We start from the raw sequence: 15,161 nt of genomic DNA, 5'->3' as shown, positions 1-15,161 counted from the left end.
TCCCTTTTTCCGTAAACCCGCCACCTCGTGAAGGGGAGGGTTTACGGAAAAGGGGTGGGGGTGCGCTAGATGGGCATCAGGAAGTGCTTGCGCGGGGTCTTGAGGACCTGCTTGTCGCGCAACTGCGCCAACGCCTTCCGGAGCTGCAGGCGGGTCTCGGCGGGCTCGATGACCGCGTCGACGTAGCCGCGTTCGGCCGCGAGGTAGGGCGTGGCCATCATCGTGTTGTAGAAGTCGATGAAGTCACGACGAACCTTGTCGGCCTCGGCAGCCGAGAGCCCTTCGGTCTGACGACGAGTCAGCACGGCGGCGGCCGATTCGGCACCCATGACGGCAATCTTGGCTGTTGGCCAGGCGAAGTTGATGTCGGCACCGAGGTGCTTGGAACCCATCACCGCATAGGCGCCGCCGTAGGCCTTGCGCAGCACCACGGTGACCTTGGGGACGTCGGCCTCCACGTAGGCGTAGAGGAAGCGACCCGACCGGCGGATGGTGCCCTTCTGCTCCTCGGCGAGGCCGGGGAGGATGCCCGGCGTGTCCACGAGGAACACCAGCGGGATGTTGTAGGCGTTGCAGATCCGGACGAAACGCGTCGCCTTCTCCGACGAATCTGTGTCCAGCACACCGGACATGACGCTCGGCTGGTTCGCGACGACGCCCACCGACCGGCCGTCCACACGTGCGTAACCCGTGATGATGTTGGGCGCGAACAGTTCTCCCACCTCGTGGAAGGCACCGTCGTCGAACAGCCGGATGATGATGTCCTTCATGTCGTAGCCGGCGTTGTCGTTGTCCGGCATGAAGTCGTTGAGCGACAGATCCGACTCGGTGATCTCGGGTTCGAGTCCCGGGTTGATCACCGGCGGTTCCTCGTACGCGCTCGACGGCATGTACTGCAGGTACTCGCGGACCCAGTCGAACGCGGCCTTCTCGTCGGGCGCGATGTGGTGGATGTTGCCCCAGCGCGCCTGGTTGTGGGCGCTGCCCAGATCCTCGGCGGAGATCTCCTCGCCGTTGACCTGCTTGAGCACGTCCGGGCCGGTGACGAACATGTACGACTTGTCCTCGACGGCGACGAGGATGTCGGTGTTGGCCGGCGTGTAGACGGCACCGCCCGCACACTTGCCGAGGATGACCGAGATCTGCGGTGCGAGACCGGAGAGCAGATCGTTGCGTCGGCCCATTTCTGCGTACCAGGCCAGCGAGGTGACGGCGTCCTGGATGCGGGCGCCCGCCGAGTCGTTGATGCCGACCATCGGGCAGCCGATCTTGCCCGCCCACTCCATCAGCGATGCGACCTTGCGGCCGAACATCTCGCCGACGGTGCCGCCGAAGACGGTCTGGTCGTGCGAGAACGCGGCGACGGGGCGTCCGTGGACGAGGCCGTGGCCGGTGACCACACCGTCGCCGTACCCGCTCTCCGCGGCGCCCGGCATCTTGGCGAGCGCGCCGCTCTCGACGAACGTCCCGGGGTCGAACAGCATGGCCAGGCGTTCGCGAGGGGAGCAGATCCCCTTCGCCGCACGCTTGGCGACTGCCTTCTCCCCTCCGGGTTCGCGAGCGGCCTCCAGCTTTTGCCGGAGGTCGGCGAGCTTGCCTGCGGTGGTGTCAGTCACGGTCCTTCACTTTCTACGCGACCACGATGTCTCGTGAGGCTACTTCTTACCAAGCCGTCCGAGACGCGTGGCCAGATCGGCGCCGATCTTGGCGATGTAGGGCTCGTCGACGATCGACAGGTGGTCGCCACCGATGTGGATGATCTCCAGGTCGTCGACGACCTCGCCCCACCGGCCGTCCTCGTCGATCTCGGCCCACTGCGGTTCGAGCTCGATCGCCCCGGCATGCATCTTGTCCGCGCGGTACAGCACGACCTTGCCGTCGTACGGTTCCGGCGCGATGTTGCTGAGCACGCGGTTCTCGATGAACGAGGTCCGCTGGTGTTCGATGATGCCGCCCGGGATCTTGGTGCCCGACATCGACATCATCTCCATGATGATCGCGAACTGACCCTCGTCGTCGGCCTCGACGAGCCTCTCCATCGGGATCGGCACCTCGGGGTCGAGGTCGTAGTTGCGGATCGCGAAGTCCTTCCACCGTTCCAGGCGGGCGCGCTTGGTCTCGGGGGTCTCGGTCATGTCCTCGCGAGGACGCACGACGTCGATCAGGCCGACGAAGGCGACCTCCTCGCCGGCTTCGCGGAGAACCTGGGCGACGCCGTAGGCGAGGGCACCGCCGAACGACCAGCCCACCAGCACGTACGGCCCGTTCGGCTGCAGTTCGCGCAGACGCGGGATGTACTCGCGGACACGGTCTTCGATCGTTCCCTCGACGCCGCGGTCGAAACCGATGACCGGCTGGTCGTCGGGCAGCCGCTTGAGCAGCGCCTCGTAGGCCGAGGTGTTGCCGCCGGCCGGGTGGAACAGCAGGATCGGGGTCGGGTCGCCCGCAGCGGGGTCGTAGACCTTCTTGCCCTCGGGAACCAGACGCAGGTAGCGCAGGAATCCGTCGGTCGACGCCCCGGCATCGAGGTGCTCGCGAACGTAGTTCGACATCTCCTCGATGGTCTCCGAGTCGAGGATGTCCTCGACGTCGATGTCGCCACCGGTGCGCTCGTTGAGGCGGTCGGTGAGCTGCTGGGCCGTCTCCTCCGACAGGACCGGCAGCTTGTTGAAGATGCCGCCCGCGGACTTCTTGGTCACGACCGCGTAGGTGCCGAAGGTCAGGCGCTCGGCCGCATCACGCGGCGGGACATCCGAACCCGCGGCCTCGGCGACCGCCTTCTGCGAGGTGATGTCGGTGGCCGGCTTGGCGGCCGCGACCGGTTCCGGATCGGTGCCCGGGGAGGTCGCGACGGCGTCCTCCACGTCCACGACATCCCGGGCCACCTCTTGCTTGGGCTCCGGGGACTCCTCGACGGCCGGCACGCCCGGGGTCGCGCCCTGGGCGTTCTGCTCGTCGATGTAGGCGTTGAGCGCTGCCGTGTCGAGTTCGCCTCCGCTGGCTGCGTTCTCGGCGAGATCGTCGAGCTGGTCGCGGTGGGTGACCGCGAACTCGACGAACTTCTGAACGTCGGCCAGGTTCGCCTGGCGCATCGCCTGCAGCTGTAGCTGCGGGATGTCGAACTCGTACTCGACGCGGTTCTTGATCCGCACGGCCATCAGCGAATCCAGGCCCAGCTCGATGAGCGGGATCTCGCGCGGCAGGTCCTCGGGGTCGTAACCCATCGACTCGCCGACGATGATCGCGAGGCGATCACCCACGGTCTCACCGGATTCCGGATTCCACTTGTTGCCGATGTCGTCGACGATCTCGTCCTCGACGACGACCTTGTCGTCGGCGAACGCCGCGGCACCGGACTCGGGGGCCGCAGCGGGCGCGGACGCCGTCCCGGCGGTCTCGTCGAGGTCGCCGGTCACGGCGGCCTCGAAGAGCAGGCGGAAATTCTTGTCCGCCTTGACGTGCAGGCTCACCGACGCGCCACCCGGATGCGGGCTCAACGTGGTGGTGATGGTGCCGGTCGCCGGGACCTCACCGTGCGACACCGCCGCACCCACCGAGGCATTCTTCAGCACCTGAGCGGCGGCGGCGTGCACCAGCGCACGCGGGTCGGCGACGGCTGCGGCATTGACCTCCCAGGCGTGACGGCCGTCGGGCAGCGCGACATGCGATCCGGGGACCGAACCGGCCGAGCCGCCCGAGGACAGCTTCGCCTTGAGCCAGAACTCCTTGCGCTCGAAGCGGGTTCGCGGAACGGCCGCATAGCCACCCGCGCCGAACAGCGACGCGACGTCGACCGGGTGGCCGTGCACGTACAGCTTCATCAGCGCGTTGACCAGACCGAAGCTCTCGTCTTCCTTGCGACGCAGCGTCTCGATGAACTCGGCGTCGTGCAGGCCGGCCGAGAAGGTGACGGCCGCAACGGAGATCAGGACCGCCGGGTTGGGCGAAAGCTCCAGGAAGGTGCGGTGACCGTTCTCCACGGACTTCGAGATGGCCTGGCTGAACCACACACTGTGGCGCAGACCCTTCAGGAAGTAGTCGATGGTGTGGACCGGCTCGTGGCCCGCGCGGTAGAACACCTCGCGGTCGACCGAGCTGTAGAACCCAGTGGTGAGCCGCCGCGGCTCGATGCCGGTAAGCTCGTAGGCGAGTTCGCCGAGGATCGGGTCCATCTGCGAGGTGTGACTCGCCCCCTTGGTCGCCAGCTTGCGGCCGAGTTTGCCCTCGGCCTCGGCCCGCTCGACGATCGCGTCGACCTGCGACTCCGGACCGCCGATGACGGTGTGGGTCGGTGCCGCGTAGACACAGATCTCGAGGTCGGGGTAGTCGACGAGGACGTCGTTGATGTCCTCGGCGCTGTACTCGACCAGCGCCATCAGACGGATGTCGTCGCCCTGCAGCATCGACTCGCCTTCGCCCATCAGCCGCGAACGCTGGCAGATGACGCGGGTCGCGTCCTCCAGCGACAGGCCGCCGCTGATGTAGGAGGCCGACGCCTCGCCCATCGAATGCGGCACCAGCACACCGGGTTCCGCACCGTGGTGGCGCAGCGTGTCGGCGAGCGCGACCTGGATGGTGTAGATGCCGACCTGGCTGGTCTCGATGCCGTAGGTCTGCTCGTCGTCGAGGAACATGTCGGCGATCGAGTAACCCAGCTCGTTCTGGATGTGCGCGTCCACGCGGTCGACGTACTTCGCGAATATCGGGTTCTCGGTGTAGAGCTGCTTGGCCATCTTGCGGTGCTGCGAACCGAAGCCCGACAGCAGCCACACGGCCGACGCCGCATCCGGCGAATCCGAGGAGTACACCAGGGGATTGCCCTTGCCGTCGGCGATCGCCCGGACACCGGTGATGGCGTCGTCATGGGTGCGGGCCATCACGACGGCACGTGAACGGCCGTGGTTGCGGTGCGCGAGCGCGCGGCCGATGTCGGCGAGCGGGGTGGCCCGGCCCTCGTCGGACTCGAGCCACTCGAGCAGGTCGGCGGCGGTCTTGCGGCGACGCGACGGCAGGAAGCCGGAGATCACCAGCGGGACGACCGAACCCTCGACGGCACACGGCGCGAAACCCTCGGCCGGGTCGGCCGCGGTCTCGGCGAGCGCCGGCTCGACATTCGCGGCCTGCGCGGCCAGAACGGCCCGCTCGGCCTCGGTCAGGTACTCGTCCTCGTCATCGTCGAGATCCGGCTCGCCCGGAAGGGATTCCGTGGCCGGGAGCTCTGCTGCCGAGGCATCGACCGGAACCGTCTCCGGCTTCAGGTCGCTCGGCAGGACCTCGCGGACCACGACGTGCGCGTTGGTGCCGCCGAAGCCGAAGCCGGAGATACCGGCGACGGCGTGACCCGAGTAGCGGGGCCACTCGGTGGCCTCCGGGATCACCTTGAGGTTGGTCGCGTCGAACTGGATGTACGGGTTGGGACCGCTGTAGTTGCGCGACGCCGGGATGATCCCGTTCTTCAGCGCGAGGACGACCTTGGCGATCGCACCCGCACCGGCAGCGGACTCCATGTGTCCATAGTTGGTCTTCACCGAACCGAGCAGCATCGGCTTGTCGGCGGTGCGGCCGCGACCGACGACGCGGCCGAGGGCGTCGGCCTCGATCGGGTCGCCGAGGATGGTGCCGGTGCCGTGGGCCTCGACGTAGTCGACGGTGCGCGGGTCGATCGCCGCGTCGGTGTACGCCGAACGCAGCACCTCGACCTGGGCCTCGGGGTTCGGGGCCGGCAGGCCGTTCGAACGTCCGTCGGAGTTGACGGCCGAGCCGGCGATGACCGCGAGGACCTCGTCGCCGTCGCGGCGGGCGTCGGCCATGCGCTTCAGCACCACGAGACCGCCGCCCTCGGCGCGGATCATGCCGTCGGCGTCGGCGGAGAAGGCCTTGATGTGGCCGTCCTTGGCCTGCGCGCCGATGCGGTCGAAACCGAGGGTCGCGGCGGGCGTGATCAGCATGTTGACGCCGCCGGCGAGGGCGACGTCGGATTCGCCGGTGCGCAGGCTGCGAACCGCCTGGTGAATCGCCACCAGCGACGACGAACACGCGGTGTCGATGGCGATCGACGGTCCGCGGAAGTCGTAGAAGTAGGAGACGCGGTTGGCGACGATGGCCGTCGAGGTACCGGTCAGCGCGTAGGCCGCGGTGTCCTCGGCGCCCTCGCCGAGTCCGAGGGTGGCGAGCAGCTGGTAGTCGTTGGTCGACGTACCGATGAACACACCGACCGGTGCGCCCTTGAGGTCGCTCGGCGGGATGTGGGCGTGCTCGAGCGCTTCCCAGGTGAGTTCCAGGGCGAGCCGCTGCTGCGGGTCGACCATCTCGACCTCGCGCGGGCTCATCTGGAAGAAGTCGGCGTCGAACGAGCGCACGTCGTCGAGGTAGCCGCCCTTGATGTTCGAGGACTCCAGGATCTCGGCGAACCGCGGATCGGAGGTGAACTCGGTCCATCGGCCCTCGGGCAGATCGGAGATGCCGTCGACGCCGCCGACGAGCGCCTCCCACGTCGACTCCGGGGTGGTGCCGGACTTGGGGAAGCGGGTCGACAGGCCGACGATCGCGATGTCGTCGTCCGTGCTGCGCTCACGCCGCCAGAAGGTGTCGGCGGTGTCGTCGAGACCTTCGTCGGGGTCGCCGTCGATGATGCGCTGTGCCAGGGACGAGATCGTCGGGTGGTTGTAGACCACGGTCGCGGTCAGGATGACCCCGGTCTTGTCCTCGACGTCGGCGGCGAGCGCCACCGCGTCGCGCGAGGAGAGTCCGAGTTCTTCCATCGGGCGGTCGACGTCGATCTGGGCGACCGGCACGGCCGTCGCCTGCGACACCCATTCGCGCAGCCAGTCCCGCAGCTCGTCGACGGTGAGGTCACCGGCGGTCTCGCCTGGTGTGGCCTCACCGTTCGACGTCGCGTTGGTCGCGTCGGCGGTTGCTCCGTCTACCGAACCGGGGGTCTCGAGGGACGAGTCGTCGGGCAGATCGGTGCCGCGTGACTCGTCGGTATTCAGTTCAGACATCGCTTCCAGACTACTGCTCTCGTCGGCACCCGAAACCGGGTGCCGGGTGACTGTTGTGGACGCGCTATTCCGCCGCGTCCGGGAACGCCGTCTGCTTGTAGCCGCCGCGCAGGCTGCCGTCGATGTAGGCGGTACGAGTCGCCCGGCGCGCGATCTTGCCCGACGAGGTGCGCGGGATCGAACCGGCGGGAACCAGCAGGACGTCGCGGGCCATGACGCCGTGGCGCTGCGCGACGGCGGCACGCACGGTGTCGGCGACCTCCTGCGGGTCGGCCTTGCGGCCCGGGCCGCGCTCGGCCACGATGACCAGCTGCTCGGAAGCGTCGTCGGGATCGGGGGTCAGACCGCTGCCGGCGAACTCGAAGACCACGGCGGGCAGCTGGTTCGCCGGCACCGAGAAGGCCGCGACGAAGCCCGGACGCAGCGCGGTGCTGGCCTCCTGGGCGCTGTACTCGAGGTCCTGCGGGTAGTGGTTGCGTCCGTCGACGATCACCAGGTCCTTGACGCGACCGGTGATGTAGAGCTCACCGTCGAGCCAGACGCCGTAGTCGCCGGTCCGCATCCACAGGCCGTCGGCCGGGGCGCCCTCGGAGTGGCTGCCCTCCGACAGCGGGGTGACGAGCTTGTTGTGGAAGGTCTCCTCGGTCTCGGCCGGCTTGTTCCAGTAGCCGGCGCCGATGTTGAGGCCGTGCAGCCAGATCTCGCCGACGTGGCCGTCGGGACGCTCGGATGCCGTCTCCGGGTCGACGATGACCGCCCACTGGCTCACCGCGACCTGGCCGCAGGACACCTGCGCGACCGAGTTCGGCGTGCCCTCCTCCACAACGGTCAGCTTGCCCGCGTTCAGGTCGTCGCGGTCGACGTAGATGACCTTGGCCTCGTTCTCACGCTGGGTCGCGGAGACGAAGAGGGTGGCCTCGGCCATGCCGTAGCAGGGCTTGATGGCGGTTTTCGGCAGGCCGTAGGGCGCGAAGGCCTCGTTGAACTTCTTCATCGAGCTGACCGTGACCGGCTCCGAGCCGTTGATCAGGCCGATGACGTTCGACAGGTCGAGTTCCTCGCCCTCCTTCGGCAGACCGCGTGCGGCGGCGTGCTCGAAGGCGAAGTTCGGGGCCGCGGCGTAGGTTTCCGCGCCGTCGGCGGCCGCGGCGAGTTCCTTGATCCAGCGGCCGGGCCGGCGGACGAACGCCTGCGGACTCATGATCGTGATGTACCGGCCGCCGAGCGCCGGAAGGATCACCGTCAGCAGGCCCATGTCGTGGAACATCGGCAGCCAGGTGACGCCGCGGGCGTTGCGGTCGATCTGGATGGTGTCGGAGATCTGCAGGACGTTCGCGGCGACCGCCTGGTAGGTGATCTCCACGCCCGCGGGGACGCGGGTCGAACCGGACGTGTACTGCAGGTAAGCGACGGTGTCCTTGTTGTGGTCCTTGCCCGCGATCGGGGCGACCCAGCTCGAACCCACCGAGTCGGGCACCGCGTCGACGGCGATGACGCGCGGGCGCTCCTTGGCCGGCAGCGGCGCGAAGAAGTCGCGGACCGCCTCGGCGGACTTGGTGGAGGTGAGGATCGCCGTCGGCTTGCAGTCGTCGAGGACGGCGTGCAGTCGATCGGTGTGGCCGGGCTCGTCGGGCGAGAACAGCGGCACCGCGACGTTGCTGGCGTACAGCGCGGAGAAGAAACCGATCACGTACTCGAGCGACTGCGGCGCGAGAATCGCAACACGATCACCGGGCTTGGTCACCTGCTGCAGGCGTGCGGCGACAGCGCGCAGGCGCTTGCCGAACTGCGCCCAGGTCAGGTCCTGGGCTTCGCCGTCGCGCTCGCGGCTGTAGTCGATGAACCGGTAAGCCAGCGTGTCGGCCTGCTCACGCACGTTCTGTTCGACGTAGTCGACAAGCGTCGCTTCCTCGGTGAAGGAGATGTTTCCCGTCTCATCGAGAAAGTCTTCGAGTTCAGTCTTCAGCATTCATTACTCCTGTGGCCCCCTCGTGGACTCCCCCACGCGAGTGCAGTTCCCGGTGACGTCCTTCGGCGACAACACCCGGCGCTTCTGCCATCCACGTCCTGTGCCGACCGCGGGATACGGTAGCGCACGTCCAGTTACACAACGAAAAACTTGTGATCGTCAAGTTCAGCTTCGAAAGAGCGTACGTCGGTTCATCGACGTACACCCTCGGGTCAACACCCACCACCTCGTCGTTCACACGCGAGACAGACGGTCATCCTACTCCCCCTTCAACTGGGCCAGAACGGGCGCAAAGGCGTCCATCTGGGTCGGGAAGACCCCGACGTAGGACATGGTCGTCCGGCGACGGACCTCGCGGATCTGATCCGCGATCTCCTCGAAACTGCCGATCGCGATGTACGGCGAGGACAACACGTCGTCGACGGTGAACTCGGTGTCGTGCGCGATGTTCGGCGGGTAGCCCTGCTCGAGGGCCTTCAGCGCCATCTCGGCGGTTGCCACACGATCGTCGGTGATCACGATGACGGCGATCGTCCAGTTCAGCTCGATGTCGTCGAACCGGTCACCCGCGGCCTGGCGGATGCGGTCGACACGTTCGGCCGTCTTCTCGATGGTCATGTCCGACAGCTTCATCTTGCCGTCGGGCGTGGTGCCCGGGGCGACGGAGATGATGTCGGCGTGCTTGGCGGCGAGCGCCAGCATCTTCGGTCCGCCACCGCCGACCGCGATCGGCGGTCGCGGTCCCTGGCGGGGTCGCGGGCTGCCCTCGAGGCCGTTGATCTTGTAGAACTCGCCGTCGAAGTCGACGGTCTCGCCGCGCATGAGTCCGTCGAGGATGGTCAGCGCCTCGTCGAGACGGCGGATACGGACGCCCGGGGACTCGAACTCGATCCCCGCCTTGTCGAACTCTTCCTTCATCCAGCCTGCGCCGATGCCGAGCTCGAGTCGTCCCTTGCTCAGCACGTCGATCGTGGTGGCCTCCTTGGCCAGGAGAGCCGGGTGGCGCCAGCCGTTGGCCAGCACCGACGTCGCGAGGCGGATCGTGCTGGTGGCCTGGGTCAGCGCACCGAGCGCGGCCAGCGGACCGACCTGGTTGCCCAGGTGATCGGGCACCGCGAAGGTGTCGTAGCCGTATTCCTCGGCGGTCTGGGCCAGCTTGACGAACTTGCGGGCACCACCCTCGTCCTTGTTGCCCTCACCACCCGCGCCGAAGCGGAACTTGCGCAGACCGGAGGAGCTGCCACCCGCATCATTCGGGGGTTGCGTCATCGCTGTCCTCTCCTCGTGTCCGGCCGTCGGGGACGCCGTGCGGCATCCCGTGTGTTCGTTCGCCCGGGTGAACCCCGGGCCAGCCCAACACGTTAATGCAGCGTGACGGCCCCGCAAAACGAATCGGTGGTGTTGGCGACAGGGTTACCGCAAGTTGACCGACCGCGGGACGCCGATGGGTCAGCTGTGCTTCGGACGCGGGGCCTCGTCGATGAGGCGCTCGGCCCACGAGTACATCCACTGCGTCGCGGTCTGCCCGTCTTTCTCCCAGTACCGCGGCGTGCCGTACATCGCGTGGATCGGGTTGCTCGCCGCATTGGCCAACTTCGACACGGCGGCGAGCGGATTGACGACCGTCGGCGAATCGCAGATGAGATCGCCTGGCGCACAGATGGACTGCACGCGGTCCTCGAGATCGCCGAATCCACCGTTGCGCGGGCCGGTCATGGTGATGCCGGGGACGATCTTGCCCATGCCGCCCAGCGCGATCTCGGCACCGACGCCGTCGGGGCTGGGGTCCACGTCGTTCTGCTTGCCGGGCTGGCGTCGTCCGTCGGCGATGAGCCCGACCCCGAGAACGAGATCCTGGTCACCGTCGGCGAGCACGCCCCGGCCGTTGCCGATGTTGCTGGCGAGATCGCCCGCGATCACCGCCCCCTGGCTGAAGCCCATGAGCACGTAGCCGGTGAGCGGGCAGCGCTTGTTGGTGCTGATGATCTTTCCGGCCGCGCGTTTGTACCCCTGCGTGCGCGAGACGTTGTAGTCGGCCTGCCGGTCGGCGAGGTTCGTCGGATTCCGGAACTGAGCGGTGTAGGGCACCGTGTAGATCTCGGTCCGCGACGAGTCGAACTGCTTGCCCAGTGCGCTCGAGACACGCAACATCAACGAGTTCGGGTTGGCCGTGGGCGTATACGGATCGTCGGTCGCACTCGACTCCCAGGTGCCGGGGATCACCACGGTGAGCACGTCGGGACAATCCGCGGGTTGCGCCTCAGGCCGCTCCTTCGACGGCGTCGACGGCACCCCGGGCCCGATCGGCGGGGTCGGCCCGGGCCTCAGCCACACCAGGATGAGCAGCACGATGAGGACGATCGCGATGATCGCGAGCGCGAGGAGGAACAGGGAGAACTTCCCCAGCCGCCGGGCGGGGCTCTTCCGAGCGCGGCCCGCGGCACGTCTGGCCATCACGTCAGCAGTAGTGCCGTTCTGCCGCGCGGATCACCTTGTCGGCCTTGGTGTTCGCCTCTTCGACGGTCTTGGTGCCCGGTCCGACCGACGCGGTGACGAAGGCCTTCACCATGCCCGGGTCGGTGCCCTTCTGCTTGGCGCCGCACACGTACTTCGCCATGGTGAGCGAGACGGAGTTGTCGCTGTCGCCCATGAAGGTGACGTTGTCCGCCTTCAGCGCCGCGAGGTAGGCCTTGGCCTTGGCGTCGAGCGGAGCGCCGCTGGGGCCCGGGAAGTTGTCCGGGACCCTGGTGCTCGGGTTCGGCTCGGTCTCGGGCAGTTTCGAGGTATTGCCCGACGGCGCGGCCGAGACCTCGGTGGTCGGCTCGGCCGACGCCGAACCCGACGCGGGTGTGGACGATCCCGCGGCCGAGTACAGCGACGTGGTGGTGACCGGGTTGTTGGTGATCGGTGCACTGGCCGTCGAGTCGTCGGAGCACGCCGAGACCGAACCGAGCGCGAGTGCGAGCCCCGCCAAGGGCAACACCAGCCGAGCACACTTCGTTGTCATCGCCACTTCCTGTCGAACCTCTATCCCGCCGGACGCGGCACAGTCGGACACTGCACCGCACGCTCCGTCAGGCTACCGTCCCCACGCACCTCGACGATCCCGCCCACCGGCGCGACCTGCACGAACGCCTCGATTCCTCAGCGAAGTCTCAGCGCCCGCACACGTGCGGTCGAGGTTGGGCAGTCACTTCAGAACCTTGGTGCCGTCCTTGGCCGTCCAGGTGATGCGGCCGTGTTCGAAGTAGTTGACCCGGCCCTTGCCGTCGCGGGTCGGCTCCTCGTTGCTCAGCGGCTTGCCGAGACGCCCGCCCGGACCGCCGGCGGCCACGTAGGCACCGCCGATGGCACCGGTCACGATCTTCGGGCCCTTCGGGCCGGTGAAGATGCGGCCGTTGGCGAAGTCCTGGGCCTTGCCACCGGGGACGCCGTACGACGGGGTCAGGCAACCGCCCAGATCGCCCTTGTTGGCGTCCCAGAGCTTGCGGAAGGCGCCGTCGACACGGCAGGCCACCGCGTCGCGCGAGAGACCGAGTGCGGCCGCGGCCTGCGGCCACGCCTGCATCATCTCGAACTCCCAGTACGGCCAGGTGTGCGTGCCGGACGGACGGTAGACCGCCTGTCCCGGAATCCCCTTGCGGTTCAACTGAACCGCGAACTGCTGGGACGTGACGCGGCTGAGCATCTCCAGACCCACGCCGGAGTAGTTCGTCGCGAGCAGCGGGATGTCGGACGGCTTGTCGTGCGCGCCGACCATGCCGTTGCCGGAGGAGATGTAGAGACTCGTGCCCTGCAGCTTGTCGGCCAGGACGTACGGATCGTGTTCCTTCCAGGCCGGGTCGGAGGGCGGGCCGAACATCTTCATCGAGTCGTAGCCGCCGCCGTCACGGACGGCGAACTGGATGGCCTGCGGCATACCGAAGGAGCTGAACTGCAGGATGCCGGAGAACGACGCAGCGAACTTGTAGAAGCCGGGGTTGCGCGCGGCCAGCATCATCGCGGCCGAACCACCCATCGACAGACCCTCGATGCCACGGACGTCCGTCGAACGCCAGTCGTTCTCGAGGATGGGCGGCAGTTCCCGCATGAGGAACGTCTCCCACTTGTAGTTCTTGCCGCGGTCGGGTTCCTTCCAGTCGGTGTAGAAGCTCGACTCGCCACCGATCGGCAGGATGACGTTGACGTTCTTGTCCTTGTAGAAGTCGACGATCTTGGTGTTGAGAACCCAACCGCTCTGATCGTCCTGCGCACGCAGGCCGTCGAGCATCGTCAGCTGCGGGAACTTCTCCTTGGGCTTGGCGTGCCAGTCGCGCGCCAGGAGGATCTGCACCTGGATGTTGGTGTTCATCGACGGCGAGTACACCCAGAGGGCGACCCGGCGATCGGTGTACCAGTACGTGTTGGTCACCTTGCCCGGCGGAACCGGGGCCGGTGCGGCTGCCGGCGCCGCCGATGACGGGGGCGCAGCCGGAGATGCCGGTGCCGGGGCAGCCGGCGAGGCCGGGGCAGGTGCCGGCGCGGGTTCGGCGCCCGCAAGGCCCTGACCCACGACAAGTGTCATCACGGCCATCATCGCCACCACGGCGGCCATCACCGTTCGCCAGGCCACTCGGGCACCGAACGGTCGTGTACCACTGTTTCGCCGCATCACTCTCCAGAACTCCTTCGACCCAGTACAACGGCGTCCGCACGTCCTGACCGATTCCCCGTCAGTCACAACTGCATCATCATTACCAAACGCCTCAGGAGTTTCTTACACGGAATCCGGCCCCGGTGTCCGAACGCCACGCTGTGACTCGTGGGATTTGTGTGACAGTTGATACCAAGAGGGGCCGGTGGCAGTTCGTCCCGGGAACACGACGACGCCCCGCCCGGGAATCCCGGACGGGGCGCCGTGAAGGCCGTGTCAGGCCGGTCTGTTGCCGATCAGCGGAAGAATCCGCGGTTCTTGGCGTTCCAGACCATGTCCTGCCAGTAGCCCCAAGCGTGCGTGCCATTGGCGTAGTACGTCATGAGCGGCACGCCCTGGACGAACGCGGCTGCCTCGAAGGCCTTCGACTGCGTGAACGCCAGCAGCTCCAGCGTCGAACCCTTGAACAGGTCGTCGAACACGTTCGGCAGTGCGTTGTACCGGCCGAAGAGACCGTTGCCCGAGCCCACGAAGAGCTTCATGCCGCGCATGTTGCCGATGTTCCAGAAGGGATCGTTCTGGAACCAGCGGATGCTCCACGGCGGGCCCCACATGGCGTCGATGTTCCACGGCTTGGGATCGACGTCGAACATCGCCAGGCGCAGTGCGGTGCGCATACCCGGAGCGCTGAGGAAGTTGTAGCCCGACAGCGAGCCGGCACGGTCGAAGTGCTGGCGGTTCTGCGCGCCGATGACGAGGGCCGCGTTACCGCCCATCGACAGGCCCATGATCGCGTAGCGGTTCGACGGCCCGACGCGGAAACCGCGCTTGTCGAGGGCGCCGACCAGCGACCTGGTGATGGCGCAGTTCCAGCGGTACCGGTACTTCTGGCCGTTGAAGTTACTGGGTGCATCCCAGTCGGTGTAGAAGCTGGCCGGTCCACCGATGGGCTCGACGACGTTGACGCCGGATTTCACCATCTCCTGGACGTTGGTGTTGATCTCCCAGCCGCTGTAGTCGTACTGGGCGCGCATGCCGTCGAGCAGGATGACGGTCTTGTAGTTGCCCGGTCGCTTCCAGGCGCGGACCTTCACATCGGGCATTCCGCAGCCGTTGATGAAGAATTCCTGCTTGCCGACCTGCGTTCCGCCGATACGGGCGGTGGCCTGTCCGGCGACCACGCCGGTGAGACCCACAACTGTCAGCACGGCTACGAGTGCGGCGACCAGCCGGTTACCCATCCGGCCGCGCGCAGGCTTGTTCGCCTGAGTGGCAGCTTCACGCATGTACAGAATCTCCCTCTTCGGCCGATCGGATCGGGGAGGTCTCGCCTCCCGCAGAACCCGACCGGTTCTTGTGCGTCTCACATCTCTCGTCGCCCGGCGCTGTGCGCGGCGCGACGATGGTTCCGAGCCGATCTCGCATGCGATTCGCCGTCGGCGAGCCTATTCGATGCCCCCGAGCGTGACAAACCTTGTGATAGCGATCACAACCCCCGCCACCGAGCGTGCCCCGGCACTTGCCACGACACCTCGGTCACGACCGGATTATCGACCTC

The 15,161-nt window shown here is 67.4% G+C and carries 8 protein-coding genes; all 8 read right to left on the bottom strand.

Features of this window, described 5'->3' with window-relative positions:
- Nucleotides 1–65: 65 nt before the first annotated feature.
- Nucleotides 66–1,616: an acyl-CoA carboxylase subunit beta gene (locus tag PWF70_RS01315; RefSeq protein ID WP_035754258.1), complete on the bottom strand. Its 1,551-nt coding sequence runs from the start codon at nucleotides 1,614–1,616 to the stop codon at nucleotides 66–68.
- A 39-nt stretch (nucleotides 1,617–1,655) separates the two neighbouring features.
- Nucleotides 1,656–7,001 (bottom strand): polyketide synthase Pks13, encoded by a 5,346-nt coding sequence (gene pks13, locus PWF70_RS01310; RefSeq protein WP_035754254.1) that lies wholly within the window; start codon nucleotides 6,999–7,001, stop codon nucleotides 1,656–1,658.
- Nucleotides 7,002–7,065: 64 nt separating this feature from the next.
- The gene (gene fadD32, locus PWF70_RS01305; RefSeq protein ID WP_006358799.1) at nucleotides 7,066–8,970 is read right to left on the bottom strand and encodes a long-chain-fatty-acid--AMP ligase FadD32; all 1,905 of its coding nucleotides are present in this window, start codon (nucleotides 8,968–8,970) and stop codon (nucleotides 7,066–7,068) included.
- A 258-nt stretch (nucleotides 8,971–9,228) separates the two neighbouring features.
- Nucleotides 9,229–10,239, bottom strand: coding sequence for an LLM class F420-dependent oxidoreductase (locus PWF70_RS01300; protein WP_006358800.1), 1,011 nt, complete (start codon nucleotides 10,237–10,239; stop codon nucleotides 9,229–9,231).
- 180 nt (nucleotides 10,240–10,419) lie between these two features.
- Complete coding sequence (locus PWF70_RS01295) at nucleotides 10,420–11,427, bottom strand: cutinase family protein (RefSeq protein WP_035754252.1); 1,008 nt, start codon at nucleotides 11,425–11,427, stop codon at nucleotides 10,420–10,422.
- Nucleotide 11,428: 1 nt separating this feature from the next.
- Nucleotides 11,429–11,977 carry a DUF732 domain-containing protein gene (locus PWF70_RS01290; protein WP_035754250.1) on the bottom strand — a complete coding sequence of 183 codons (549 nt, stop codon included), beginning with the start codon at nucleotides 11,975–11,977 and terminating at the stop codon, nucleotides 11,429–11,431.
- Nucleotides 11,978–12,160: 183 nt separating this feature from the next.
- The gene (locus tag PWF70_RS01285; RefSeq protein ID WP_081724853.1) at nucleotides 12,161–13,621 is read right to left on the bottom strand and encodes an alpha/beta hydrolase-fold protein; all 1,461 of its coding nucleotides are present in this window, start codon (nucleotides 13,619–13,621) and stop codon (nucleotides 12,161–12,163) included.
- A gap of 278 nt (nucleotides 13,622–13,899) precedes the next feature.
- Complete coding sequence (locus PWF70_RS01280) at nucleotides 13,900–14,889, bottom strand: alpha/beta hydrolase (RefSeq protein ID WP_035754246.1); 990 nt, start codon at nucleotides 14,887–14,889, stop codon at nucleotides 13,900–13,902.
- Between the last annotated feature and the right edge of the window lie 272 nt (nucleotides 14,890–15,161).

This window comes from Gordonia sp. Swx-4 (assembly GCF_030316175.1).
GTDB lineage: Bacteria > Actinomycetota > Actinomycetes > Mycobacteriales > Mycobacteriaceae > Gordonia > Gordonia alkanivorans.
This window is presented reverse-complemented; position numbering and strand designations above follow the sequence as displayed.